We start from the raw sequence: 21,851 nt of genomic DNA, 5'->3' as shown, positions 1-21,851 counted from the left end.
CGCGCCGTGTACATGGGCGTCAAGCCGCGTCGGCGCGTGCTCGTGCCGCATCGTTGGCATGCGTCGCAATTCGCCGTGCGATCAATGGCTTAGCGCATATTTGCGCAGGATATCCACAAAGCTGCCAACAAAAGCTGTGGTTAACCTGGGAATCAGCAGATCGCCTCATGTAGCACGCCGAACATCTCAAAAAAAGAACGATCGTGAACGATTGTTACGTTTTCACCTGAACGCAACAATTCACTTCAATCGCTGCGGCGGTCACTTCTCAAGTCTGCTTTTCTGCGGCTATCTTCTCCCCCGAACCTGCGATCACTGCATCGTCTACGGGCAAGGCCGTGCTCATGACGATTGCAAGTCAAGCCGCCCTGGCGGATGTCGCCGCCGCGGACATGTCCTCACTCCCAACCTGAATCGACCACGTTCACATCCATGACCCTTCCTCCGTGCCCGTATTGTGAGAAGCAAGGTTTGCCGATACTGCTGACGCGGTACGGCATTGCGCCGGAAAAGACCTTCATGGCGAGGCCGGGCAAGCCGCCGGCTGGAAAGGCCGCTCCGAAGGCTGCTGCGACCGTTGGCGATCCGACGCCAGCGATTCCGCTGGGCAAGACCACCGAAGCTCATTACACCGTGCGCAGTCTGCGGGGTGGGTACGTGTACGTCTATTACGAGGTGAGCAAATCGTGGGAAGCCTACGCGGCCGATAACGAAGGGCGTCTGACGTCGGTATCGCTGGACGGCTACATGCCGCCGCAGGCGTGGCCATTTCATGCGGCCTGCGCGAGAAACATGCAGAAGGTGGCCAATGCGTCGTTGCTCGCCATTCTTGATCCTAAGACGGCCGGGAAGGTGTGGTTCGGCTTTTCCGACGCATGGTGGACGGCTGCCGTGCGCAAGGACAACGAGTCGGAAAGCGTTCGCCGGCATCACATGCGCTGCATCGATGTAGGGGGCTGGTACAACGACAATCAGCCGGCCAAGGTGCCGGCCCATGCCAGTGCCATGACGAACGTCGATGCTGTCGTCGCCGACTACGCGATGTCCGGCGACGATTGCCGGCGCCTGTTCTTCTGGAGTCCTTTTCCGGGCTTGCGTCATGACGGGCTTCAGATACCCCGGGCGCATGCCCTGAAAGCCGAATCGCAGCGGCTCCTGAAAGACAAGGGGCTCGTCGTAGTGCTGGACGATCCTGTTGCGATCCTGCAGGAAATTTCGGCTTATATCGACAAACGCTGGTACAGCTTCATGTCGCAGAACGATGCGAAGGACCCTTTGCATCCCGGCGAGACGTGGCGTCGCAAATCCGCGTTGAGTTCGGCCTTGGACGTGCTCAAGCAGCGTGTCGAACGCGAAGCGGAAGCCAGCGTCTATGGCGATGCCAGGGCGGCGCACGAGAACATCGAATGGCTCGACGGCGGCGATGGGCGGCGCGTCTATAACGTGGCTTTGAGCTCGCCCGACTATCGCAAGCTCGCGCAGCCGATTCTCGATGAAAAGGTCAGTCAGGCCGATCTCGACATGGCGCGCAAGAAGCGATGGGGCGCTTATGCGAAGCTGTTCGATCCCGCGCAGCGGGAAGCCTTCGAAAAGCGCTATGAAGCCGCTTCGGCATTGTACGACGCCGAGTACACCGCGCCGCTCGCCAACGCGCATGCAGCGTGGCTGCGCAGCGCGAAGCTGCATGCGGTGTTCGATCATCATTTTGACATGCATGACATCAACAGCGGTGTCGCGTTTTCGGGCGTGGCGCTGTCCTGCATGAGGGGAACCGGCGGGCTTGGCGCCTGCATGCAGGTTTATAGCGACTGGTACGAACAGCCGATCGACAGGAGTCCGATCTGGCGTGCCAAGCTTCTGAATCATCAGCCGTTGTTGCAGGCTGTGGACAGCGTGTCCGGTAGCGCCGACTCGCCTTTCACGAACGTCGACAACTGGATCAATCTCTCCGTCGTCTACAGCACCGCCGTCGAGAAGATCAAGGCGCGGGGCGCGGCGCTGAGCGCACCCGGCACGAGGGCGAATGCAATCGAGAGCGTCGATGTGTTGCCCGCGCTGCTCCAGGAGCTGGGTGTGCTTCCGATGACGCGCCTGACGAAAGGCGGCAAAGCGGGCACGGCCTTGCTGGCCACGCTCGGCATGCGTGCGGGTCATCCGGTGCGCTGGGTGCAGGTGGTCGGCACGCGGCGTGATTTCTTCATGAGCGTGATGGAGGTGATCCAGGCATCGCAAAAGAAACGCGGCATTTCGCTGGGGAATCTTCAGTATTCGCTCAAGGATCAATTGCGGACGTTCGGGATTGAAGGGGTTGCGCTGGACGAGAAGATCCAGTTCTGGACTGTCGTGTTCGATGAACAGGCGCAGCGTGATCTGGCAAACCAACGCGTGCCGCCTGCGCAGCGCGGCGATGCGCTGGGGAAGACGTTGAAGGTCGTCACGGTCGAGGAGTTCAGGAAAAGCACGCTGGCCAGGACCGTTGAGTTTGCGACCCGTCCGGGAAGTCTCGCCGGAGTCGGTTTGTTGTTGTCCTGTTTGGGGCTGCAGCAGGCTGGCAGCGCCGACGCATCGATGAAACATCTTCAGACTCGTGCCGTCATGAAGATCGCCGCGTTGTATAGCGCAGGGGCGGGGAGTTTGCTCGAATTGGTGCGAGTGGGGGCCAAGGCGGTCAAGGAGGCCAAGGAGAGACGGATTCCATTGTTGAGCCCGTGGCTGAGTGCGAGGTTGGGTGAGCGGGGATTCATGATTTGGGAGGGGTTGGGAGGGGTGGCGGTGGGTGTGGGAACGATCATTCTCGGGCTGATCGATTTGCAAAATGCAATTGAATCTGAAAAGCGGAAACAGCCGGGCATGTTGGTTCTTTATGCGATTAATTCCGGTTCAGAATTTGCTGTAGGTGGCTACACCGCTGCTATCGGTGTCCGTCTCATTATTTGGCGGGTTGTTACCGGATTCAGTCCTATCATCTTTTGGCTTACTGCGGTCATTTTTGTTGCAAGCATTATCATCGAAGTGGAAAAGGATCCGCCGACAATGGATTGGGTGAGGCAATGTCTGTGGGGTAAGGAGAATAATTATAAAAACGAGGCTGAGGAACTCGATAACTTTGATAAGGCATTGATTGGATGAACTCGTGGATGACATGGTTGCTGACGCGCAATTCCGACTTGGTGATGTCAGGGCGTTATATGCGCGAGCCGGCGTGGACGCCAAGCGAGCAGTTCAAGAAAACTCGGCTTGATCAGAGGCAATGCTCATCTAACGAGCCTTGCACCCTCGGTGGCGTCATCGAGTTCAACGAAGCCTATATGGATGTTGTTGACTGGTCGTATCAAAAAGTCGGGCCTTTTGAGGTAATTTTGACTTTTTTATTGTTAGCTTTTCCATATGGTGTGGCTAGAATTGCATGGATATTTTTTTCGGATCCATGGCCAGATGATGTGTACGTTGGGGGGCTTCTTGCCACGATCTTCGTAATTGCGTTGGGTATGCTGCATGTAATTTGGTTTGGGTGTGTGGCATTTAATGTCTTTACCGGTTTCACTCATTACCCTGTTCGTCTGGATCGCAAGAACAAGATGGTTCATGTGTTTCGCCGTAACGGTGCAGGAGGGGTAAGCAGCTATCGCTGGCGCGATATCACCTTCGGCATGAGAGGTGGAGGTGCCTTGCAACGCAGTTTCGCTGCGGGTGCGATGCACGGCTATGTGCGATGTCCCGATGGCAGCTACGACTACTTCCGTTTGGGTGTGATATGGCCAACCGACGAGGGCATGCGTGGACAGTGGGAGTACTACCGCCGCTATATGGAAGAAGGCCCGGATGCGCTGCCGGAACCGGAAATCCTGCTGCCGATCGAGCGCAAGCGGGAATCGTTCCGTATGGGGGCGCAGCTGTGCTGGTTCTGGGCCGGCCCGATGCTTGGTCCGGCAATTTTCCTCGCACCGCTGACGGTTCCCGGCAGCCTGTTGCGCTGGTTCATCATGCACGTGACGCGCCGCTTGCCGCGCTGGCCGCAGCACGTCGTGGATGCCTGCCCGATCTCGCCGGACGACAAATATGCGTTCAAGCCGGCCCAGTCATTGAACGTATCGCTGGATCTCGTCTTCATCGTAACCGCGAGCGTGCTCGCACTCGATGCAACGCTGATCTACTGGTTCGTCAGCTGGTTGAGCCAACCCGGATATCACTGATACGAGGTCAAGGCAAATTACCCGACGCGGCATCCACTGGTACATCGCCGACGCGCCGTGGTTCACGTCGCGAAACAATCGCACGCGGTGCGCCGCTGCCGCGCGCCCGCCCTGCATCACGCATGCCAAAGCCCGTCGGATCAAGGGCTTAGCGCGGTGATGCGCAGGATATCCACAAGCTTGCCAACAAAATCTGTGGACAAGCCGGGCATCGCGACGGCTTCAGGCTGGTGCATTGAAGCGCACCGTAACGGTGAGCCCGCGTCCGCCCGCGCTCGTGCCGAGCGTGACCGTCGCGCGATGCTGCTCGGCGATCCGCTTGACGATCGACAGGCCGAGCCCGCTGCCCGACGACGTCGCCGCCTGCGCGCCGGCGCCGCGATAGAACCGCTCCCACACTTCCGCGCGCTCCGCTTCCGGAATGCCGGGGCCGTCGTCCGACACTTCGAGCACGGGCGTCGCGCCGTCGACGCGCGCGCTCACGTCGATGCAGGCGCCGTCGCCCGCATAGCGGATCGCGTTGTCGACGAGATTGTTCAGCAGCACGCGCAAGGTATCGGCGTTGCCGGCGACCGTGACGGGCGACGCGCCGATCGCGCCGAGGTCGACGCGATGCGCGTCGGCGACGCGCGCGCGATCCGCGACCACCGCGCGGCACAGCGCGGCGAGATCGACCGGCGCGAACGCGGCCGTCTGCGCGTCCGGCTCGATGCGCGCGAGCGTGAGCAGCTGTTCGGCGAGATGGCCGAGCCGCGTCGTCCCGGCATGGATCTGCGCGAGGATGCGCTCGCGTTCATCGGGCGTCGCCGCGCGCCGCAGCAGCTGCGACTGGATCGACAGGCCCATGATCGGCGTGCGCAGCTCGTGCGCGGCGTCGGCGATGAAATGCCGCTGCAGCGTGAACGAGCGGTCGAGGCGGGCGAGCAGGTCGTTGATCGCTTCGGCGAGCGGACGCACCTCGTTCGGCATCGACGCGACGTCCACCGGTTCGAGATTGTTGGCATTGCGGCGCTTGAGGCCGGCGGCGATCAGGCGCAGCGGTCGCAGCCCCGCCCCGATGCCGAACCACAGCCCGATCGCCAGCACGGGCAGCATCGACAGCACCGGCCACAGCAGATGCACGGCGATGCCGGCGATCGCTTCCCAGCGCGCATGGCGCGCCTGCGCGACGCGAATCGTCGTGCCGCCGCGTTCGGTCACGTAGGTGCGCCACGACTGGCCGCCGACGTCGACGCTGGCGATGCCGGCCTGCGCCGGCGGCGGCAGCGTCAGATCGCGGTCGGTCGAATAGACGAGCGTGCCGTTGCGCCACACCTGCAGCAGCACCGCGTCGGGATCGTCGACCTTGAAGCGGTGCTTGCCGCGGGCGTCGCTGCTGAACGACAGCTCGCCGTTCGGACCGACGACGATTTGTTTCGTCATGCTGCGCATCTGGTCGTCGAGCAGGTCGTCGAGTTCGCGCAGCGCGCCCCAGTAGGTGCCCGCGCTCGCGAGCAGGCCGATCACGCACGCGGCGGGCAGCAGCCAGAACAGCAGTCGCCGCCGCAGCGATGCGCCGCGCCAGCGCATGAGCGCGCGCCGCAGGCTCGTCATGCCGCGTCACCGATCCGGTAGCCGACGCCGCGCACCGTGCGGATCATGTCGTGACCGAGCTTCTTGCGCAGGTTGTGGATATGCACCTGCACCGCGTTGCTTTCGATTTCCTCGCCCCAGCTGTACAGGCGCTCCTCGAACTGCTCGCGGGAAATCACCGCGCCCGGCTCGCGCATCAGCTCGTGCAGCAGCACGAATTCCTTCGGCGACAGCGTCACTTCGGCGTCGTCGAGCCAGACGAGGTGCTTGACGGGATCGAGCCGCAGCGGGCCGACCGCGAGCGTGGTCTGCGCGCGCCCGGCGTGACGCCGGTTGACCGCGCGGATGCGCGCGAGCAGTTCCTCGAGCGCGAACGGCTTCACGAGGTAATCGTCGGCGCCGCAGTCGAGTCCGGCGATGCGGTCGGACAGGCCGTCGCGCGCGGTGATGACGATCGCCGGCAGGTTCTCGTCGCGGCGGCGCAGCGCGGCGAGCACCGACAGGCCGTCGCGGTTGGGCAGGCCGAGGTCGAGCAGCAGCAGGCCGTAGCCGGTGGTGCGCAGCGCGAGCGACGCGGCGTCGCCGTCCTTCACCCAGTCGACCGCGAAGCCTTCCTGCTTCAGACCGTGTTCGAGCCCGCTGCCGATCAGCGGATCGTCTTCGACGAGCAGTACGCGCATGGGTTCGTGTCTCTCCGTGAGGGCGCAAGGCCGCGCCCGATGCGCCCATGATAAGCGCGCGCGGCTTAGGGGGAGCTTAAGCGGGGTGCAACGTCATTCGGCGGCCGGCAGATCCGGGCCCAGTTCGGCCTCGATTCGGTCGATCGACGGCAAGCCCGATTCGAGCGATGCCGGGATTTGTCGGAGGAGTTGATATTCGGCGACGCCCATCGGATTGGCCATGCCGCGCAGCGCATATTCGGCGACGAGGCGATTCTTTTCCCGGCAAAGCAGCAGGCCGATCGTCGGCTGATCTTGCGGCGCCCTCAACTGGGCATCGACCGCGGACAGATAGAAGTTGAGCTGGCCGGCATAGTCGGGCCGAAAGGGCGTCGCCTTGTGTTCGACCACGACGTAGCAGCGCAGCTTCAGGTGATAGAACAGCAGGTCGTTGACTGCTCTCCTCCCTAAAGGAAGGCGATTCCCACTTCTCCGAATGCAACCCGACATCGCCTCAAAGAGACATGGGTATTACGCTTTCTCCATGGGCTGACACCGCCAGTCCGGCGGCCAAAACGTTACGCGCGGCGTTGATGTCGCGGTCGTGGGTCATTCCGCATCCTGGACAGGCCCATGCGCGCACCTTCAACGGCAGGCTGGCGACGGTATGCCCGCAATCGGCGCATCGCTTGCTCGATGGATACCAGCGATCGATGCCGATCAACGTGCGGCCGTACCACTTGGCCTTGTACGTCAGCTGCCGCACGAATTCCGACCAGCCGGCATCGCTGATCGATTTCGCGAGCTTTCGATTCTTCAGCATGTGGCTGACGGCAAGGCTTTCGATCGCGATCACTTGGTTTTCGTTGATCAAACGCGTCGAAAGCTTGGCGCGCTTGGCGAAGAAGTTCGCGAACGCCGTCTGCAAATGGCGCAACGCCTGCTGGAGCGGCACTGAGCTGACTTCGTTCAGCCAGCCATGTTCGGGCGTTTGCTTCAGCGCGGTGAGCGAGGCGGAGGTTTCGTGATAGCCAACACGTTCCTGACGTTGGTGCCACGCATCGGTGCGCATCCGCAGCATGTGGTTATACACAAAGCGCGCGCACCCGAACGTCCGGGCAAGCATCACTGCTTGCTCGGGCGTCGGGTAGAACCGGAATCGGTAGGCACGCTTGATGTCCATGCCTCACACCATGTCATAGGCTCGCGTGTGCATCAAGCCTGGGAAAAGCGGCCACTCGGCCGCGCTCCTTTCGCTCCCCGTCCCAAACGACGGGGTTTCTCGGAGCAAATCGGATGAAGAATTCATCGCCGCCGACCTCGAGCCGGTACTGGCGGCCGACGAACGCAAACCCGGCGCCGAGCTCGAGCAGGAATCGCGTGATATGCCGGGTGAGCGCCTGTTCGATGTCGCGTTCCTGCGCGTCCTCGGTGAGGCCGAGAAAGTCGAAGACGTACGGGTCTTTCAGGGCTTCGCGCGCCAGATCGGATTGCGGCGGCGGCAGGCGTGCGTCGAAGTTGGTCACCGCGCTGCCGGCGCGGGTATGCGCCTGCGTGTCGATCTGCATCGCCAGCACGTTGCGCGACCAGCCGTGTTCGAGGGATTTGCCGGCGTACCAATCGCGCGTGGTCGGGTCCTTGAGCTTGTCGAGCAAGGTCACGACATGGGACCAGGGCAATTGTGCAACGGCCTGTTGCACAAATTCCGGCGCCGGCCACGCCTGCGCGAGCGCCCGCATGTATTTAAGGTTGCGCGGCGAAAATCCGCGCATGTCGGGAAAGGCGTCCTTCAAGTCGCGCGCGAGCTGGTCGATCACTTTCGCGCCCCATCCCTGCAGCTGCTGCCGTTCCAGGATGTCGCGACCGATCTGCCAGTACAGCGTGACGAGCTCGCGGTTCGCGCTGGCGGCAGCGCGTTGCCGTGCGTGCTCCACGCGCTGCTTGAGGTCGGTCAGCCAGCTTCGATAATCGTCGCCCCAAGGGCCGGCGGATAGGGTGTCGGTCATGTCACGCAATGCGGCGGCGCGCTTCAATCAGGTCGGGACATTATCCCGGGGCGAACATCTTCGGGCAACGTGCCGTCAGCGATCGGTCTCCATGCCGACGCGCGCGGCCACAGAGATTCGTACTCGTCCAATGCGACGCTGCGCCACGCGTTCGTGGCCTTCAGCTTTGCTTAATCTTACGTTCCGTAATCTGCGGGCGTCGCGTTCATCGGGAGCGCGGCGTCACGCCAACAAAAGGAACGACATCATGAAGCAACTGGCCAGAATCCTGACGATCGCGCTCGCCGCGCTGCCGGCCGCCGTGTACGCGCAATACACGGGGCCGTCGACACTGACGACCACTACCGTGAAGGAGCTGCTCGCGAACGGCAAGGACGATCAGCACGTGCAGCTGCAGGGCCGCATCGTCAAGCACGTCGGCGGCGAGGACTACGAGTTCGCCGATGCGACCGGCACGATCCGCGTCGAGATCGACGACAAGCTGTGGGCCGGCGGCCAGCCCGTCAGCGACAAGAGCGAAGTGAAGCTGACCGGCGAATTCGAGCGCAAGTGGTCGGGCCGCGTGAAGGTCGACGCCGACAAGATCGACGTGGTGCGCTGACGGGCGCGTGCGGGGCCGGTGATACCATGAGCGACCGGTTCCCGTTCTCACCAAGATGGCCGCCAATTTCGACGAACTCGCGTCCCGGATCCGGGCGCAATTTTCCGAGCTGAGCCCGCAATTCCAGGCGGGCGCGGCATTTCTGCTCGATCATCCCGACGAAGTCGCCGTGTCGTCGATGCGCAAGGTCGCGCAGCGCGCGCAGGTGCAGCCCGCGTCGCTCGTGCGGCTCGCGCAGCAATTCGGTTTTCCCGGCTGGAACGAGTTGCGCGACCTGTGCGTCGCGCGCGTGCGCACGCGCCCCGAGCCGCTGACGCAGCGCGCGCGCTCGCTCGTGCGGCCCGACGCGAAGGCGTCGCTCGCACACGACCTGCTCGCCGCGCAGCAGCACAACCTCGCCGCGACCGCCGCGCAGAACGCGCAGGCGCTCGCCGAGGCCGCGAAGCTGATCCGCAAGGCGTCGCACGTGCACGTCGCGGGATTCCGCTCGTGCTATCCGGTCGCGTTCGGGCTCGTATACGGCTACCGGCTGTTCCGGCCGACCGTGTCGCTGCTCGCCGGCGTCGCCGGCTCGCTCGAAATGGAACTGCGCTCGATCGCGAAGCACAGCGCGACCGTGATCGTCAGCTTCGCGCCGTACTCGGCGGAGGCGACGCGCGTCGCGCAGGCCGCGAGGGCACAGGGCAGCCGGATCGTCGCGATCACCGACAGCGCGGTGTCGCCGATCGCGCTGCATGCCGATGCGCAGCTGATCTTCACGCACGACAGCCCGTCGTTCTTCCCGTCGCTCGTCGCCGCGCATGCGCTCGCCGAAGCGCTCGTCGCGCAGCTGCTGGCGCTCGAAGGCGGCGACGCGATCGCCGCGCTCGAGCGCGCCGAAGCCGAACTGCACGCGAAGGGCGCCTACGTGGTCTGATTCCGATGGATCGCGAAGCGCGGCCGTCCCGTCCGCTTCGCGCACCCACATTTCAGCGCACGCCGTATCGTCGCCGCACGCCGCGCGCGTATGCTGGGGCTTCCCCATTCCGACGGAGCCCGCGATGACCCATCCCGACCTTCAGTCCCGCCACGCGCACGCATTCCGCGCGCTGCATGCGCAACCCGGCGCGTTCATCCTGCCGAATCCGTGGGATGCCGGCACCGCGCGCCTGCTCGCGATGGCCGGCTTCCACGCGCTGGCCACGACGAGCGCCGGTTATGCCTATGCGCGCGGCCTGCCGGACAACGCGGTCGGCCGCGACGCGATGCTGGCGCACATCGCCGAGATCGTCGCGGCAGGCGGCTTGCCGGTGAGCGCCGACCTCGAAAACGGCTTCGGCGACGCGCCGGACACGGTCGCCGAGACGATCCGGCTCGCCGCCGGGGCAGGTGCGGTCGGCGGCTCGATCGAGGACGCGACGGGCCGTCCCGACGCGCCGATCTATCCGCATGACGCGGCGGTCGAGCGCATCGCGGCGGCGGTCGCCGCGGCGCGCGCGCTGCCGTTCCCGTTCACGCTGACCGCGCGTTGCGAAAACTACCTGCACGGCCGGCGCGACCTCGCCGACACGATCGCGCGCCTCGTCGCCTATCGCGACGCGGGCGCCGACGTGCTGTACGCGCCGGGCCTGACCGATCCCGACGAGATTGCCGAGCTCACGCGCGCGGTCAACGCGCCGGTCAACGTCGTGATGGGGCTGCAGGGCGTGTCGCTCAGCGTCGATGCGCTCGCGGCGCTCGGCGTGAAGCGCGTGAGCGTGGGCAGCGCGCTGGCGCGGGCCGCGCTCGGCGCCTTCCTGCGCGGCGCGACGGAAATGATGCGGGACGGCACGTTTTCGTTCGCGAATGCGGCGATTCCGTCGCGCCAGCTCGATCGCTGGTTCGCCGCGGAGAATAATCTGCCGCTTTCGTTCGAAAACTGACGTCGAAATAAAGCATGGGATCGTTTCCATCCGAAATTCAGATTGACGCTAATCAATCGCTTCGGCTTTCGATTAAATAACCGCTCGCGAACCGGGGGCGCCGAAATTCTGGCCCCCTGTCTTTTTGCTCACTTTTTATAAGAAGATGCTGTAAATTCTCGCCGATCATTCCGGGAAATCGACCGTCCGGCGGGCGTTTGCGGGATGCATTTTGTGTTTTTTTCGCACGCGGCAGTTGCCGGTTTTTATTGTGATTGATAGTCTTCATGGCGACGTAAAAATACCGGCGGAAGTGTGCCGGATAATGAATATATAAATTTTCTGAGAGAGCCATGACGATCCGAGATATGCACCGTACCCGGTTTCGCGTCGGCGATGTCGTGACGTTGAAAACCGGCGGGCCGCGCATGACGGTGATCTATGCGGGCCCGGTCGTGTTTGACGACGCCGACTGGCTGATTTGCCAGTGGTTCGACGACAGCGGGCACTTCCGGCAGGAGATGTTCCATCACGAGACGGTCGTGCCGGAGCCGCGCGCGATTTCGGCCGGCCGGGTGCGCGTGCGGATGCAGGCGCAGCGCTACCGGTCCGCCGCGTAACGCGCACCGTCGGCGGGCCGGCGAGGGGGCGTCGCCGGCTGCATCGACGTTTCACGCCGGCCGGAAACATGCGGTGCGCGGCCGGGCCGATACTGCGTGCATGAACCCGACCGATCCGATTGCCGCGGTCACGCACCGCGATCCTTACCCGTACTATGCGGCGCTCGTCGACGGGCCGCCGCTCGCGTTCGACGCCACGCTCGGCCTGTGGGTGGCGAGCCGCGCCGCGACCGTGAGCGCCGTGCTCGGCCATCCCGCGTGCCGGGTCCGGCCGCTCGCCGCGCCGGTGCCGCCCGCGTTGCGCGGCACGACGGCGGGCGAGCTGTTCGGCCAGCTGATCCGCATGAACGACGGCGCGCTGCGGCACGACGCACCGAAACGGGCGATGCAGGCGGCGCTCGCGTCGGTCGACGCGCTCGCGTTGCGCCGCCGCACGGCCGCGCTCGCCGCGCAGCGCTTGCCGGCGCACGCGGCGCCCGATGCGCTGAATGCGTGGTGCATGACGGTGCCGGTCTGCGCGGTGGCCGGGCTGCTCGGTTTCGACGACGCGCGGCTCGACGACGTTGCCGCGTGGGTGACCGACTTCGTCGCCGCGCTGTCGCCGCTGTCGACGGCGGCGCAACTGGCCGGTGCCAGCGCCGCGGCCGGGCGGCTGCTCGACCGGATGACGGAAATCGTCGCCGCGACGCGCGCGGACGACGGCAGCTTGGTCGCGGCGGTGCAATGCGCGGCACACGAGGCCGGCTGGCACGCGAGCGGCGCGCTGATTGCGAATCTGGTCGGGCTGCTGTCGCAGACGTGCGAGGCGACGGCCGCGTGGCTCGGCAATACGGTGGTCGCGTGGCTCGATCCGGCCAGGCGTCCCGCCGGCGAACCTCGCGCGGCGGACGACGCGACGCTCGACACGTTCGTCGCGGAAGTCGCGCGCTTCGACGCGCCGGTGCAGAACACGCGCCGCTTCGTTGCGGCGCGCACGACGCTGGACGGCGTGACCGTCGACGCGGGCGACGCGATCCTGGTCGTGCTCGCGGCGGCGAACCGCGATCCGGCCGCGCAGCGCGATCCGCACCGTTTCGTGCCGGGCCGGCCGCCGGGGCCCGCGTTCGGCTTCGGCGCGGGGCCGCACGGCTGTCCCGGCGAGCGGATCGCGCGGGCGGTGACGGTGGGGGCGGTCGGGGCGCTGTTGCGCGGCGGCGGGTTGCCGCCGGGTGACGCGCCGGGCTGGCGCTACCGGGACTCGACCAACGTCAGGATGCCGATGTTCGAGCCGGCGCGATGAGGAAGCGAAGGGGGACAGGGTTCAGCGGCAGCCCTGCTTCTGCGCCCATTCCTCCTGGGCGGCGACGCGGCGCTGCACGCGCTCGACGAGGCCGGTCGAGAAGGTGCGCATGCTGATGCCGCGGCGCCGGGCGAGGATCGTCTGCGCGACGTCGGCTCGCGGATTCGGCTGGCAGGCCCAGTACAGGGTCATCAGCCAGCCGATGCCGGTCCACGCGAACAGCGCGTTGAACAGCGCGACCGTCAGCTTGTCGTGGCGGCGGCGCCGGTCGGCGATGATCGCCGGCAGGAAGTAGAGCGCGATCGCGGCGACTGAGCCGGCGGCTTGAATCAGGACTTCGGTCTGCATGTTGCTGCTCCATCCGGATTGCAATGGGACCGATTGTCGCGCTTTTCCCGTTGACGTGCAGACAATTGATTGTTGCGTTTTTGGATTCGATCAGGCGGCCGGCCGGTCCGCCGGGGCGGCTTCGTTACGCAACGCGAAACCTTCGTCGCGCCAGCCGGTGACGCCGCCGATCATCAGCTTGACCGGCCGGCCGAGCCGCGCGAGGCGGATCGCGGCGCGGGCGGCGCCGTTGCAGTGCGGCCCGGCGCAGTAGACGACGAACAGCGTATTGGCCGGGTAGTCGGCGAGCTTGCCCGCGACGATCTTGCGATGCGGCAGGTTGCGGGCGCCGGGCACGTGGCCGGCGGCGAACAGGTCCGGGCCGCGGACGTCGAGCAGCACGAAATCGGGCGCGCCGGACGCGAGCGCGTCGTGAACGTCCCAGCAATCGGTCTCGAAGCGCAGCGACGCTTCGAAATGCGCGAGGGCGGCGGGACTGTCGGCGGCGGGGATGTCGGTGACGTAGGACATGCGAGGTTTCTCCGGGTGGCGATGCGCGATGAACATGAGGCCAGTATCGCGGTTCGGCGCATCGCGCGGCAGTGGCGCGATCGACAAGTTCCAGTAACATCGCGCCATGCAAAACCATCTCGTCGTCGCGCTCGCCTACGATCGCCTCTGCACCTTCGAATTCGGCTGCGTGGTCGAACTGTTCGCGCTCGAACGCCCGGAGCTGGGCGTCGACTGGTATCGCTTCGCGGTGTGCGCGAGCGAGCCGGGCCCCGTGCGCGCGGCCGGCGGCATCACGGTCGCCGCGCCGTACCGGCTCGCGATGCTCGACCGCGCGGACACGATCGTGATTCCCGGCTGGCGCGATCCGGACGAACTGCCGCCCGAACCGCTGCTGAAGAAACTGCGCGCCGCGCACCGGCGCGGCGCGCGCCTCTGCTCGATCTGTTCCGGCGTGTTCGTGCTGGCCGCGGCGGGCGTGCTCGACGGCCTGACCGCAACGACTCACTGGCGCTACGCGGAGCGCCTGCAGGCGCGCTATCCGGCGTTGCGCGTGAATCCGGACGCGCTGTACGTCGACGAAGGGCAGGTCATCACGTCGGCTGGCTCGGCGGCGGGGCTCGACATGCTGCTGCATCTCGTGCGCCGCGATCACGGCGGCGCGATCGCCAATCGCGTCGCGCAGCGCCTCGTGCTGCCGCCGCATCGCGACGGCGGGCAGGCGCAGTTCGTGCCGCGTCCGGTGGCGCCGGGCGGCAGCGACCGGCTCGCCAGGCTGATCGACTGGATGCGCGCGCACGCGGCCGAGCCGCATACGCTCGCGTCGCTCGCCGCGCAGGCCGCGATGAGCCCGCGCACGCTGCAGCGGCAGTTCGCCGACGCGACCGGAATGTCGCCGGTCGCGTGGCTGGTCCGCGAGCGCGTGAACGTCGCGAAGGATCTGCTCGAAGCCAATCCGGCGCTGCCGCTCGCGCAGGTCGCGGCGCGCGCGGGCTTCGGGTCGGAGGAGTCGCTGCGCCGGCATTTCCGGCGCATCGCGGCGACGAGTCCCGCCGCGTACCGGCGCAGCATGGATCGTGGCGTGACGGCGCGCTGACGCCGTCGCTCACGCGCGCGGTCGCAGCACCACGATGCCCGGCGTGTTCTTCACGTATTCGAGAAACGGCGAATCGACGACTTTCATGTTGGCTTTCTTCGACGACGCATTGCGCAGCATCGGCCCGTCGCGCGTTTCGACGAAGAAGCCGACGTGCGTGACGTCGAGGCCGTCCGCCTTCGCGTAGATGCCGATGAAGTCGCCGGTCCGAAGCCGGCTGACCCAGCACGAGCGGTGCCAGTTTTCCGAGAGTCTTTTCAATCGCCATGAGCGGGTTCGTTCCGAAACATGCGGTGCAACGGGAGCAGTCGCCGGATAAACGAGCCGCAAGAAATCTCAACGAAATCTGAATTTCCCGGGGTGCCGCGCCGGCTTTGCGGGCTGCGCAAACCCGCCAGCGCCGATTTGGCCCCCGGCGTATCATCGTGCGCTCCTTGACCGCGATTCCGATTTCACCCATGAACATCGTCGATTCCGCTGCTCCCGGCCACGACACGCGCACGGCGCTCGGCGCCGCGCTGCCTTCCCCGCTGCCTTCGCGCTTGCCGCTGGTTCAGGCGCCGATGGTCGGTTCCTTCAGCCCGCTCGCGATCGCCGTCTGCGAAGCGGGCGGGCTCGGCTCGCTGGCCTGCGCGGCGCTCGGCCCGCAGCAGCTGCGCGACGAGATCGCGGCGATCCGCGCGCGTACGCCGGCGCCGTTCAACGTCAATTTCTTCTGCCATACGCCGCCCGCGCCGGATGACGCGGTGGATGCGCGCTGGCGCGCGGCGCTCGCGGGCTACTACGCCGAGGCCGGAGTCGATCCGCCGACCGGGAAGGGCGGGCCGGGGCGCGCGCCGTTCGACGATGCGATGTGCGCGGTCGTCGAGGACTTGCGGCCGGCCGTCGTGAGCTTCCATTTCGGCCTGCCGGAGGCGGCACTGCTCGAGCGGGTGCGGCGCACGGGCGCGCGGGTCGTTTCGTCCGCAACCACCGTCGAGGAAGCGCGCTGGCTCGACGCGCGCGGCGTCGACGCGATCATCGCGCAAGGCGCCGAGGCGGGCGGCCATCGCGGGATGTTCCTGACCGATGACATCCACGCGCAGCCGGGCCTGTTCGCGTTGCTGCCGCAGATCGTCGATGCGGTGCGCGCGCCGGTGATCGCGGCGGGCGCGGTCGCCGACGGCCGCGGCATCGCGGCCGCGTTCGCGCTCGGCGCGCGCGCGGTGCAGATCGGCACCGGCTACCTGCTGACGGCGCAGGCCGGCCGCTCGGTGCAGCATCGCGCGGCGGTGCGCGCAGCACGCGACGACGGCACGCGCTTGACCAACCTGTATACGGGCCGCCCCGCGCGCGGCCTGCTGACCCGCTTCATGCGCGAGCAGGGGCCGATGAGCGCGCTCGCGCCTGCGTTTCCGCTCGCGACGGCCGCCGTCGATCCGCTGCGCCAGGCGTTCGAGCGGCAGGGCCGCGACGATTTCTCGGTGCTGTGGGCGGGCGAGGCCGCGGTGCTCGCCCGCGACGAGGACGCGGGCGTGCTGACGCGCCGCCTGTGGGACGATGCGCTGGCCTGCGCGGCGGGGCTTCGGGCAACGTTTCCGCAGGCCGGCTGAGTGGCGCGGAAAGGGGGCTGAAAGGGGCGCGGGCGGGAGGTCATCGGCGTATCATCTGGGTTTTCGTCAGCCCGATCCAGGCACCCGCCATGACCTCCGTCGACACTACCCCCGTCCTCGACCATGACAAGCTCGTCACCTTCATCGAGCGCAAGTGGAACGATGAAATTCTCCATGCGCTGACCGACTACATCGCGATTCCCGCGAAGAGTCCCGCGTTCGATCCCGACTGGGAGAAGCGCGGCTATCTCGAGCGCGTCGTCACCGATGCCGCGCAATGGGCCGAGCGCCAGCCGGTCAAGGGCCTGAAGCTCGAGATCGTGCGCCTGCCCGGCCGCACGCCGGTAATTTTCTTCGAGACGCCCGCGACGCGCTCGGGCAGCACCGACACGATCCTGCTGTACGGCCACCTCGACAAGCAGCCCGAATTCGACGGCTGGCGCGCGGATCTCGGCCCGTGGACGCCGAAGTTCGAGAACGGCAAGCTGTACGGCCGCGGCGGCGCGGACGACGGCTATGCGATCTACGCGAGCCTCGCGGCGCTCGGCGCGCTCGACGAGCAGGGCGTCGAGCGGCCGCGCTGCGTCGGCCTGATCGAGACCTGCGAGGAGTCGGGCAGCTACGACCTGCTGCCGTACGTCGACGCGCTGCGCGACCGGCTCGGCCAGGTGTCGCTCGTCGTGTGCCTCGATTCCGGCGCCGGCAACTACGACCAGATGTGGCTCACGACGTCGCTGCGCGGGCTCGTGTCCGGCGACCTGCAGGTCGAGGTGCTCGAAGAGGGCGTGCATTCGGGCGTGTTCGGCGGCATCGCGCCGTCGAGCTTCCGCGTGATGCGCCAGCTGTTCGAACGGCTCGAGGACGCGAAGAACGGCAACCTGCTGCCGGGCGCGTTCCATTGCGAGATTCCGGCGAGCCGCCTGCGCGAAGCGGAGGCAACCGCCGCGATTCTCGGCGACACGGTGTGGAAGGGGCTGCCGTGGGCGTGCGGCGCGGACGGCAAGCCGGTGCTGCCGACCACGACCGATCCGCGCGAGGCGCTGCTCAACTCGACGTGGCGGCCGTCGCTGTCGGTGACGGGCGCGGCGGGCATGCCGCCGCTCGCCGACGCGGGCAACGTGCTGCGCCCGCGCACCGCGTTCAAGCTGTCGCTGCGCCTGCCGCCGCTCGTCGATGCCGCGCAGGCCGTGCAGCAGCTGAAGGAGCTGCTCGAAGTCGACCCGCCGTACAACGCGAAGGTCACGTTCAAGCCCGACGCGGGCGCGGCGACCGGCTGGGCGGCGCCCGACGTCGCGCCGTGGCTGGCGGCGTCGCTCGACGCCGCGTCGCGTCGCCACTTCGGCGCGGACTGCGCGTACATGGGCCTCGGCGGCACGATCCCGCTGATGAACGTGCTGCAGGAAGGTTTCCCGGCCGCGCAGTTCATGGTGTGCGGCGTGCTCGGGCCGAAGTCGAACGCGCACGGCCCGAACGAGTTCCTGCACGTGCCGTACGCGAAGAAGCTGACCGCGGCGGTGGCCGACGTGATCGCCACCGCGCGCTGAGCGCCGGCCGCTTGCACCCACCACGAGGAGACGCACCGATGACCGAGCCGCTGCCGTCCGCAACCGACCTGCTGCGCGTGCGCGCCGAACCACTGCACGCGTTCGTTGCCGCGATCTGGGAACGGGCGGGCAGCAGCGAGCGCGAGGCGCGTCTCGTTGCCGATCATCTGGTCGGCGCGAACCTCGCGGGCCACGATTCGCACGGGGTCGGCATGATCCCGAACTACGTCGCGTCGTGGCGCGAAGGGCAACTGCAGTTGAATCGCCATGCGGCGATCGTCCGCGACGCGGGCGCGGTGCTGACGATCGACGGCGGACGCGGCTTCGGCCAGGTGATCGCGTTCGAAGCGATGGTCGAAGGGATCGAGCGCGCGCGGCGGATGGGCATCTGCGCGGTCGGCCTGCGCGACGTCCATCATCTCGGCCGCATCGGCCACTGGGCCGAGCAGTGCGCGCGCTCGGGCCTCGTGTCGTTCCACTTCGTCAACGTGCCGGGCGACCTGCTGGTCGCGCCGCTGCATGGCGCCGATCCGCGCTTCGGCACGAATCCGTTCTGCGCGGCGTATCCGCGCACCGGCAAGCCGCCGCTCGTGCTCGATTTCGCGACGAGCGCGATTGCGTACGGCAAGACGCGCGTTGCCTACAACCAGCGCAAGCGCGTGCCCGCCGGGTCGCTGATCGACCATCGCGGCCGGCCGACCGACGATCCGGCCGTGATGCACGAGCAGCCGTTCGGCGCGCTGCTGCCGTTCGGCCTGCACAAGGGCTATGCGCTCGCGGCGATGTGCGAGATCTTCGGCGGCGCGCTCGTCGGCGGGCATACGACGCACGACGGCACGCTGCAGAAGACGAGCGCGATCGTCAACGGCATGCTGTCGGTGCTGATCGATCCGAACGCGTTCGATGCGGCCGACGCCGAGCGCGAGGCCGACGCGTTCGTCGCGTGGGCGAAGGCGTCGCCGCAGGCGGGCGGAGAGCCGGTGCGGATGCCCGGCGAACCGGAAGAGGCGAGCCGCGCCGCGCGCGGCGCCGACGGCATTCCGGTCGATCGCGCGACGTGGCGGCAGATTCGCGACGGCGCGGCGGCGGTCGGGTTCGCCGACGCGGACCTCGACGCGTGGACGCGGCGCTGCACGGAGCGCGCGTGAGCTGGCAGGCGGAAAAGGCGCACGGCGAGGAGATCGCCTATCAGCTCGGGGCGCTCGGCACGGTCGAGGTCGCGCGATTCTTCAGCGGCGCGGCGTTGCGGATCGACGGCGTGATGTTCGGGTTCATGTCGCGCGGGTCGCTGTTCCTGCGCGTCGACGACGTGAGCCGGCCCGCCTTCGTCGCGGCCGGGATGGGGCCGTTTTCCTATTCGGGACGCACGCGCACCGTCAATCTCGAGGGTTATTACGAGACTCCGGCCGACGTGCTCGAGGATGCGGGTGCGCTGTTCGACTGGTGCCGCGGTGCGTATCGGGCCGCGTTGCTGGCGGGGCCGTCGAAGCGCAAGACGAAGCGGGGCGCGGCGGCGTCGCGCGCGCGGTAGTTTTACTGCGCTTTGTTTAGTGCGTTCGCTTGCCGCAGCGCGCACGCTTCACAACGGCCGGCCCGGCGTTTATGATCGGCGCGTTTGTCCTGGCGCACGCTTCCCCACTCACGTCCAGACGGAGACAGCCGATGCTCGTCCTGATTCTTGGTTTGGTGATCTTTCTTGGTGTGCATTCGATCCGCATCGTCGCGGACGGCTGGCGGTCCGCGACGATCGCGCGGCTCGGCGAAAGAGGCTGGAAAGGAGGCTATGCGATCGCGTCGATCGTCGGCTTCGTGCTGATCGTCTGGGGCTACGGGCTCGCGCGCGCCGACGCCAGCTTCCTGTGGGCGCCGCCGGTCGGCGTGCGGCACCTGACCGGCGTGCTGACCGCACTCGCGTTCGTGCTGATCGCGGCGGCGTACGTGCCGGGCAACCGCATCAAGGGGCTCGTCGGGCACCCGATGCTGGCCGGCGTGATGGTGTGGGCCGTCGCGCACCTGCTCGCGAACGGCACGCTGCACGCGGTCGTGCTGTTCGGCGCGTTCTTCGCGTGGTCGCTGGTCGACTTCCTCGCATCGCGTGCGCGCGATCGCCGCGACGGCGTGCGCTATCCGGCGGGCAACACGTCGCGCAACGTGGTCACCATTGCCGTCGGGCTCGTGGCCTGGGCCGTGTTCGCGCTGTTCCTGCACGGCTGGCTGATCGGCGTGCGGCCGTTCGGCTGAACGGGCGGGGTGTCGGCATACGCGCCGGCGGCCGTCACAGCGGCCTGACGAACAGCCCGATGGTCAGCGCGATGCCGATGCACACGATGCCGATCCGCAGCACCCGCTCGTTGACGCGGTGCAGCGCCCACGACCCGCACAGCCCGCCGACGACGGCGCCGCCGCCGAGCGCGAGCGCGGCAGGCCAGTGCAGGTGCGGCGAGGTCAGGAACAGCACGACCGCCGACGCGTTCATCACGCCCGCGAGCGCGTTCTTCGTCGAGGCCGCGTGACGCGGCGACAGGCCCGCCATCGTCAGCGCCGCCATCATCAGGAAGCCGATACCCCCGCCGAAGTAGCCGCCGTAGATCGCGATCGCGAACTGCGCGACGGCGGTCGTGACGGGGCCGAGATGGACCGTCTCCTCGCTCGGCTTGCGCAGGAAGCTGCCCCAGGTGAACACGGCCGTCGCGAACAGCACGAGCCACGGCACGAGCCGCGAGAAGATCGACGACGGCGTCTTCAGCAGCAGCAGGCCGCCGAGCGCGCCGCCGACGATGCTGATCAGAAATAGCGCGCGAAACGGCAACTGGCCCGCGCCGCGCACATGATGGCGGCTGGCCCAGCCGGTCGTCACCTGCGCGGGAAAGAGCGCGACCGTCGACGTGATGTTCGCGGACAGCGGCGACAGGCCCGACACGATCAGCGCGGGCAGCGTGACGAACGAGCCGCCGCCGGCGAGGGAGTTCTGCAGGCCGGCCCAGAGGCCGGCGAGGATGACGAGCGTGAGCATCGGTGCGGGAGCGGAAGGTTGGCCTGGGTGTCGGACGCGAGATGCGGGGCCGGGCGAGGCGGACGCGAGATGGTAATGCAGGATCGCGGACGCCGGAAGGCCCGGCCGTGGCGGCCGGACGCGCGCCGGGTTCACTCGGTTCGGCGCGAACCCGCGTCCGGCGCTTCGATGTCGGCATCGGCGTTGGCCTCGGTGCGCGGATAGACGATCGTTCCGTCCGGTTGAACGGCGGCGCCCGGCGTGAGGCGCGCGGGCTCGATGCGGTTCGGCCCGATGATGTGGAAGACCGTCTCGCCGCGCGCGATCAGGTAGTCGGCGACGATGCGCCGATGACAGCGCCACCACACGGCTTCCGCGCACATGACGGCGCAGCGCCGCCGACGCCCCTGTTCGACCAGGTGATCGAGGCCCACGCGAAATGCCGCGGACAGCGCGTAATCGGCGTAGCGATGGAAGCTGTCGTTGGTCCAGAAGCCGTTGACGTCGTCCGGCACGGCCCGCGACGGGCCGCGCAGGCCGCCGAGCGCGGCGACGTGCTCATAGGCGATGTCGAACGGCGCCAGCGCGACCGGCAGCGTCGCTTCGTTGAACTGCGGATTGGTGCGCGACCTCGGCATCTTCCTGACGTCCGCGAGCAGCGCGACGTCGGCGTCGTTCAGCAGGCCGATGAAGGCTTCGAGCGAGCGGTCGGAATGGCCGACCGTGAAGAACGGGAGCTTCATGCGTCGTCCTCGCCGGCGACGAGCGTGAGCGCGCGGCCCCGATGCGCGGCGACGTGATCGGTCCGGTCGCTCTTTATTTCGTATTGCGGATCGTCCGGCGACGCATGATGCCGATGCCCCTTGTAATCGAAATCCTGCGTATGGATCGCGATGATCCTGCCCGTCACGTGACCGGCCTCGGAATTCCAGCGGACCCGGTCCCCCAGCTTGAACGTCGTCGCCATCGTGAGCGTCCTC

23 protein-coding genes and 2 pseudogenes are annotated in these 21,851 nt (G+C 67.2%); 13 read left to right on the top strand and 12 right to left on the bottom strand.

Annotated features, from left to right (window positions below):
• Positions 1 to 375: 375 nt before the first annotated feature.
• Positions 376 to 3,129, top strand: coding sequence for a T6SS effector BTH_I2691 family protein (locus tag HWX31_RS28925; protein ID WP_341829996.1), 2,754 nt, complete (start codon positions 376 to 378; stop codon positions 3,127 to 3,129).
• 8 nt (positions 3,130 to 3,137) lie between these two features.
• On the top strand, positions 3,138 to 4,193 hold the full coding sequence (locus HWX31_RS35065) for a DUF6708 domain-containing protein (RefSeq protein ID WP_244143871.1): 1,056 nt from the start codon (positions 3,138 to 3,140) through the stop codon (positions 4,191 to 4,193).
• A 222-nt stretch (positions 4,194 to 4,415) separates the two neighbouring features.
• Here the strand turns inward: HWX31_RS35065 and HWX31_RS28915 are convergent, their stop codons facing one another.
• The 5 genes and pseudogenes from HWX31_RS28915 to HWX31_RS28895 all read right to left on the bottom strand — a co-directional run.
• Positions 4,416 to 5,786 carry an ATP-binding protein gene (locus tag HWX31_RS28915; protein WP_174960991.1) on the bottom strand — a complete coding sequence of 457 codons (1,371 nt, stop codon included), beginning with the start codon at positions 5,784 to 5,786 and terminating at the stop codon, positions 4,416 to 4,418.
• Positions 5,783 to 6,445 carry a response regulator gene (locus tag HWX31_RS28910; protein ID WP_174960989.1) on the bottom strand — a complete coding sequence of 221 codons (663 nt, stop codon included), beginning with the start codon at positions 6,443 to 6,445 and terminating at the stop codon, positions 5,783 to 5,785. Before HWX31_RS28910 ends, HWX31_RS28915 begins: the two co-directional genes overlap by 4 nt.
• Before the next feature lie 93 nt (positions 6,446 to 6,538).
• Positions 6,539 to 6,874, bottom strand: a pseudogene (locus HWX31_RS28905) (PDDEXK nuclease domain-containing protein); the annotation flags it as partial.
• Positions 6,875 to 6,938: 64 nt separating this feature from the next.
• Complete coding sequence (locus tag HWX31_RS28900; protein WP_174960985.1) at positions 6,939 to 7,607, bottom strand: RNA-guided endonuclease TnpB family protein; 669 nt, start codon at positions 7,605 to 7,607, stop codon at positions 6,939 to 6,941.
• 112 nt (positions 7,608 to 7,719) lie between these two features.
• A pseudogene (locus tag HWX31_RS28895) lies at positions 7,720 to 8,430 on the bottom strand (PDDEXK nuclease domain-containing protein); the annotation flags it as partial.
• 247 nt (positions 8,431 to 8,677) lie between these two features.
• Between HWX31_RS28895 and HWX31_RS28890 the strand changes: the two are divergent.
• The 3 genes from HWX31_RS28890 to HWX31_RS28880 all read left to right on the top strand — a co-directional run bounded on the left by HWX31_RS28890 (position 8,678) and on the right by HWX31_RS28880 (position 10,932).
• Entirely contained in the window at positions 8,678 to 9,031 is a 354-nt protein-coding gene (locus HWX31_RS28890) for a YgiW/YdeI family stress tolerance OB fold protein (protein ID WP_174960983.1), read from the top strand.
• A gap of 55 nt (positions 9,032 to 9,086) precedes the next feature.
• Positions 9,087 to 9,947, top strand: coding sequence for a MurR/RpiR family transcriptional regulator (locus HWX31_RS28885; RefSeq protein ID WP_059637166.1), 861 nt, complete (start codon positions 9,087 to 9,089; stop codon positions 9,945 to 9,947).
• Positions 9,948 to 10,071: 124 nt separating this feature from the next.
• Positions 10,072 to 10,932 carry an isocitrate lyase/PEP mutase family protein gene (locus HWX31_RS28880; RefSeq protein WP_174960981.1) on the top strand — a complete coding sequence of 287 codons (861 nt, stop codon included), beginning with the start codon at positions 10,072 to 10,074 and terminating at the stop codon, positions 10,930 to 10,932.
• A 52-nt stretch (positions 10,933 to 10,984) separates the two neighbouring features.
• Here the strand turns inward: HWX31_RS28880 and HWX31_RS28875 are convergent, their stop codons facing one another.
• Complete coding sequence (locus HWX31_RS28875) at positions 10,985 to 11,266, bottom strand: hypothetical protein (protein ID WP_174960979.1); 282 nt, start codon at positions 11,264 to 11,266, stop codon at positions 10,985 to 10,987.
• Here HWX31_RS28875 and HWX31_RS28870 point away from each other — a divergent pair.
• The gene (locus HWX31_RS28870) at positions 11,265 to 11,531 is read left to right on the top strand and encodes a YodC family protein (protein ID WP_029226212.1); all 267 of its coding nucleotides are present in this window, start codon (positions 11,265 to 11,267) and stop codon (positions 11,529 to 11,531) included. The genes HWX31_RS28875 and HWX31_RS28870 overlap by 2 nt on opposite strands.
• Positions 11,532 to 11,631: 100 nt before the next feature.
• A complete protein-coding gene (locus HWX31_RS28865) occupies positions 11,632 to 12,810 on the top strand; it encodes a cytochrome P450 (protein WP_174960977.1) in 1,179 nt (392 codons plus the stop codon).
• A gap of 21 nt (positions 12,811 to 12,831) precedes the next feature.
• On the opposite strand, the gene HWX31_RS28860 is transcribed toward HWX31_RS28865, so the two are convergent.
• Positions 12,832 to 13,158 (bottom strand): superinfection immunity protein, encoded by a 327-nt coding sequence (locus tag HWX31_RS28860; RefSeq protein ID WP_174960975.1) that lies wholly within the window; start codon positions 13,156 to 13,158, stop codon positions 12,832 to 12,834.
• 90 nt (positions 13,159 to 13,248) lie between these two features.
• On the bottom strand, positions 13,249 to 13,668 hold the full coding sequence (locus tag HWX31_RS28855) for a rhodanese-like domain-containing protein (protein WP_174960973.1): 420 nt from the start codon (positions 13,666 to 13,668) through the stop codon (positions 13,249 to 13,251).
• A gap of 106 nt (positions 13,669 to 13,774) precedes the next feature.
• Between HWX31_RS28855 and ftrA the strand changes: the two genes are divergently transcribed.
• The gene (gene ftrA / locus HWX31_RS28850) at positions 13,775 to 14,743 is read left to right on the top strand and encodes a transcriptional regulator FtrA (RefSeq protein WP_010099328.1); all 969 of its coding nucleotides are present in this window, start codon (positions 13,775 to 13,777) and stop codon (positions 14,741 to 14,743) included.
• A gap of 9 nt (positions 14,744 to 14,752) precedes the next feature.
• On the opposite strand, the gene HWX31_RS28845 is transcribed toward ftrA, so the two are convergent.
• On the bottom strand, positions 14,753 to 15,004 hold the full coding sequence (locus HWX31_RS28845) for an N-acetylmuramoyl-L-alanine amidase-like domain-containing protein (RefSeq protein ID WP_244143869.1): 252 nt from the start codon (positions 15,002 to 15,004) through the stop codon (positions 14,753 to 14,755).
• 197 nt (positions 15,005 to 15,201) lie between these two features.
• Here HWX31_RS28845 and HWX31_RS28840 point away from each other — a divergent pair, with 197 nt between their 5' ends.
• The 5 genes from HWX31_RS28840 to HWX31_RS28820 all read left to right on the top strand — a co-directional run bounded on the left by HWX31_RS28840 (position 15,202) and on the right by HWX31_RS28820 (position 20,120).
• Positions 15,202 to 16,335, top strand: coding sequence for an NAD(P)H-dependent flavin oxidoreductase (locus HWX31_RS28840; RefSeq protein WP_174960971.1), 1,134 nt, complete (start codon positions 15,202 to 15,204; stop codon positions 16,333 to 16,335).
• 89 nt (positions 16,336 to 16,424) lie between these two features.
• The gene (locus HWX31_RS28835) at positions 16,425 to 17,879 is read left to right on the top strand and encodes a M20 family metallopeptidase (RefSeq protein ID WP_059656474.1); all 1,455 of its coding nucleotides are present in this window, start codon (positions 16,425 to 16,427) and stop codon (positions 17,877 to 17,879) included.
• Between the two features lie 38 nt (positions 17,880 to 17,917).
• Positions 17,918 to 19,027 (top strand): malate/lactate/ureidoglycolate dehydrogenase, encoded by a 1,110-nt coding sequence (locus HWX31_RS28830; protein ID WP_174960969.1) that lies wholly within the window; start codon positions 17,918 to 17,920, stop codon positions 19,025 to 19,027.
• A complete protein-coding gene (locus tag HWX31_RS28825; RefSeq protein ID WP_174960967.1) occupies positions 19,024 to 19,410 on the top strand; it encodes a TfoX/Sxy family protein in 387 nt (128 codons plus the stop codon). Before HWX31_RS28830 ends, HWX31_RS28825 begins: the two co-directional genes overlap by 4 nt.
• A 131-nt stretch (positions 19,411 to 19,541) precedes the next feature.
• The gene (locus tag HWX31_RS28820; RefSeq protein ID WP_059748945.1) at positions 19,542 to 20,120 is read left to right on the top strand and encodes an NnrU family protein; all 579 of its coding nucleotides are present in this window, start codon (positions 19,542 to 19,544) and stop codon (positions 20,118 to 20,120) included.
• A 34-nt stretch (positions 20,121 to 20,154) separates the two neighbouring features.
• Here HWX31_RS28820 and HWX31_RS28815 read toward each other — a convergent pair whose 3' ends face one another.
• From HWX31_RS28815 to HWX31_RS28805, 3 genes are all read right to left on the bottom strand, one after another.
• Positions 20,155 to 20,892 (bottom strand): sulfite exporter TauE/SafE family protein, encoded by a 738-nt coding sequence (locus HWX31_RS28815; RefSeq protein WP_174960965.1) that lies wholly within the window; start codon positions 20,890 to 20,892, stop codon positions 20,155 to 20,157.
• 131 nt (positions 20,893 to 21,023) lie between these two features.
• Positions 21,024 to 21,614: a DUF488 domain-containing protein gene (locus HWX31_RS28810; protein WP_174960963.1), complete on the bottom strand. Its 591-nt coding sequence runs from the start codon at positions 21,612 to 21,614 to the stop codon at positions 21,024 to 21,026.
• Positions 21,611 to 21,838: a hypervirulence associated TUDOR domain-containing protein gene (locus tag HWX31_RS28805; RefSeq protein ID WP_174960961.1), complete on the bottom strand. Its 228-nt coding sequence runs from the start codon at positions 21,836 to 21,838 to the stop codon at positions 21,611 to 21,613. The genes HWX31_RS28810 and HWX31_RS28805 overlap by 4 nt, the downstream gene beginning before the upstream one ends.
• Positions 21,839 to 21,851 lie beyond the last annotated feature (13 nt).

The organism is Burkholderia ubonensis (genome assembly GCF_902833085.1).
In the GTDB taxonomy this organism is placed as follows: domain Bacteria; phylum Pseudomonadota; class Gammaproteobacteria; order Burkholderiales; family Burkholderiaceae; genus Burkholderia; species Burkholderia ubonensis.
This window is presented reverse-complemented; position numbering and strand designations above follow the sequence as displayed.

Bases quoted from the DNA above. Each gene is read 5' to 3' on its own strand.
- HWX31_RS28925 (WP_341829996.1), top strand. From the start codon at position 376: ATGTCGCCGCCGCGGACATGTCCTCACTCCCAACCTGAATCGACCACG.
- HWX31_RS35065 (WP_244143871.1), top strand. From the start codon at position 3,138: ATGACATGGTTGCTGACGCGCAATTCCGACTTGGTGATGTCAGGGCGT.
- HWX31_RS28915 (WP_174960991.1), bottom strand. From the start codon at position 5,786: ATGACGAGCCTGCGGCGCGCGCTCATGCGCTGGCGCGGCGCATCGCTG.
- HWX31_RS28910 (WP_174960989.1), bottom strand. From the start codon at position 6,445: ATGCGCGTACTGCTCGTCGAAGACGATCCGCTGATCGGCAGCGGGCTC.
- HWX31_RS28900 (WP_174960985.1), bottom strand. From the start codon at position 7,607: ATGGACATCAAGCGTGCCTACCGATTCCGGTTCTACCCGACGCCCGAG.
- HWX31_RS28890 (WP_174960983.1), top strand. From the start codon at position 8,678: ATGAAGCAACTGGCCAGAATCCTGACGATCGCGCTCGCCGCGCTGCCG.
- HWX31_RS28885 (WP_059637166.1), top strand. From the start codon at position 9,087: ATGGCCGCCAATTTCGACGAACTCGCGTCCCGGATCCGGGCGCAATTT.
- HWX31_RS28880 (WP_174960981.1), top strand. From the start codon at position 10,072: ATGACCCATCCCGACCTTCAGTCCCGCCACGCGCACGCATTCCGCGCG.
- HWX31_RS28870 (WP_029226212.1), top strand. From the start codon at position 11,265: ATGACGATCCGAGATATGCACCGTACCCGGTTTCGCGTCGGCGATGTC.
- HWX31_RS28875 (WP_174960979.1), bottom strand. From the start codon at position 11,266: ATGGCTCTCTCAGAAAATTTATATATTCATTATCCGGCACACTTCCGC.
- HWX31_RS28865 (WP_174960977.1), top strand. From the start codon at position 11,632: ATGAACCCGACCGATCCGATTGCCGCGGTCACGCACCGCGATCCTTAC.
- HWX31_RS28860 (WP_174960975.1), bottom strand. From the start codon at position 13,158: ATGCAGACCGAAGTCCTGATTCAAGCCGCCGGCTCAGTCGCCGCGATC.
- HWX31_RS28855 (WP_174960973.1), bottom strand. From the start codon at position 13,668: ATGTCCTACGTCACCGACATCCCCGCCGCCGACAGTCCCGCCGCCCTC.
- ftrA (WP_010099328.1), top strand. From the start codon at position 13,775: ATGCAAAACCATCTCGTCGTCGCGCTCGCCTACGATCGCCTCTGCACC.
- HWX31_RS28840 (WP_174960971.1), top strand. From the start codon at position 15,202: ATGAACATCGTCGATTCCGCTGCTCCCGGCCACGACACGCGCACGGCG.
- HWX31_RS28835 (WP_059656474.1), top strand. From the start codon at position 16,425: ATGACCTCCGTCGACACTACCCCCGTCCTCGACCATGACAAGCTCGTC.
- HWX31_RS28830 (WP_174960969.1), top strand. From the start codon at position 17,918: ATGACCGAGCCGCTGCCGTCCGCAACCGACCTGCTGCGCGTGCGCGCC.
- HWX31_RS28820 (WP_059748945.1), top strand. From the start codon at position 19,542: ATGCTCGTCCTGATTCTTGGTTTGGTGATCTTTCTTGGTGTGCATTCG.
- HWX31_RS28815 (WP_174960965.1), bottom strand. From the start codon at position 20,892: ATGCTCACGCTCGTCATCCTCGCCGGCCTCTGGGCCGGCCTGCAGAAC.
- HWX31_RS28810 (WP_174960963.1), bottom strand. From the start codon at position 21,614: ATGAAGCTCCCGTTCTTCACGGTCGGCCATTCCGACCGCTCGCTCGAA.
- HWX31_RS28805 (WP_174960961.1), bottom strand. From the start codon at position 21,838: ATGGCGACGACGTTCAAGCTGGGGGACCGGGTCCGCTGGAATTCCGAG.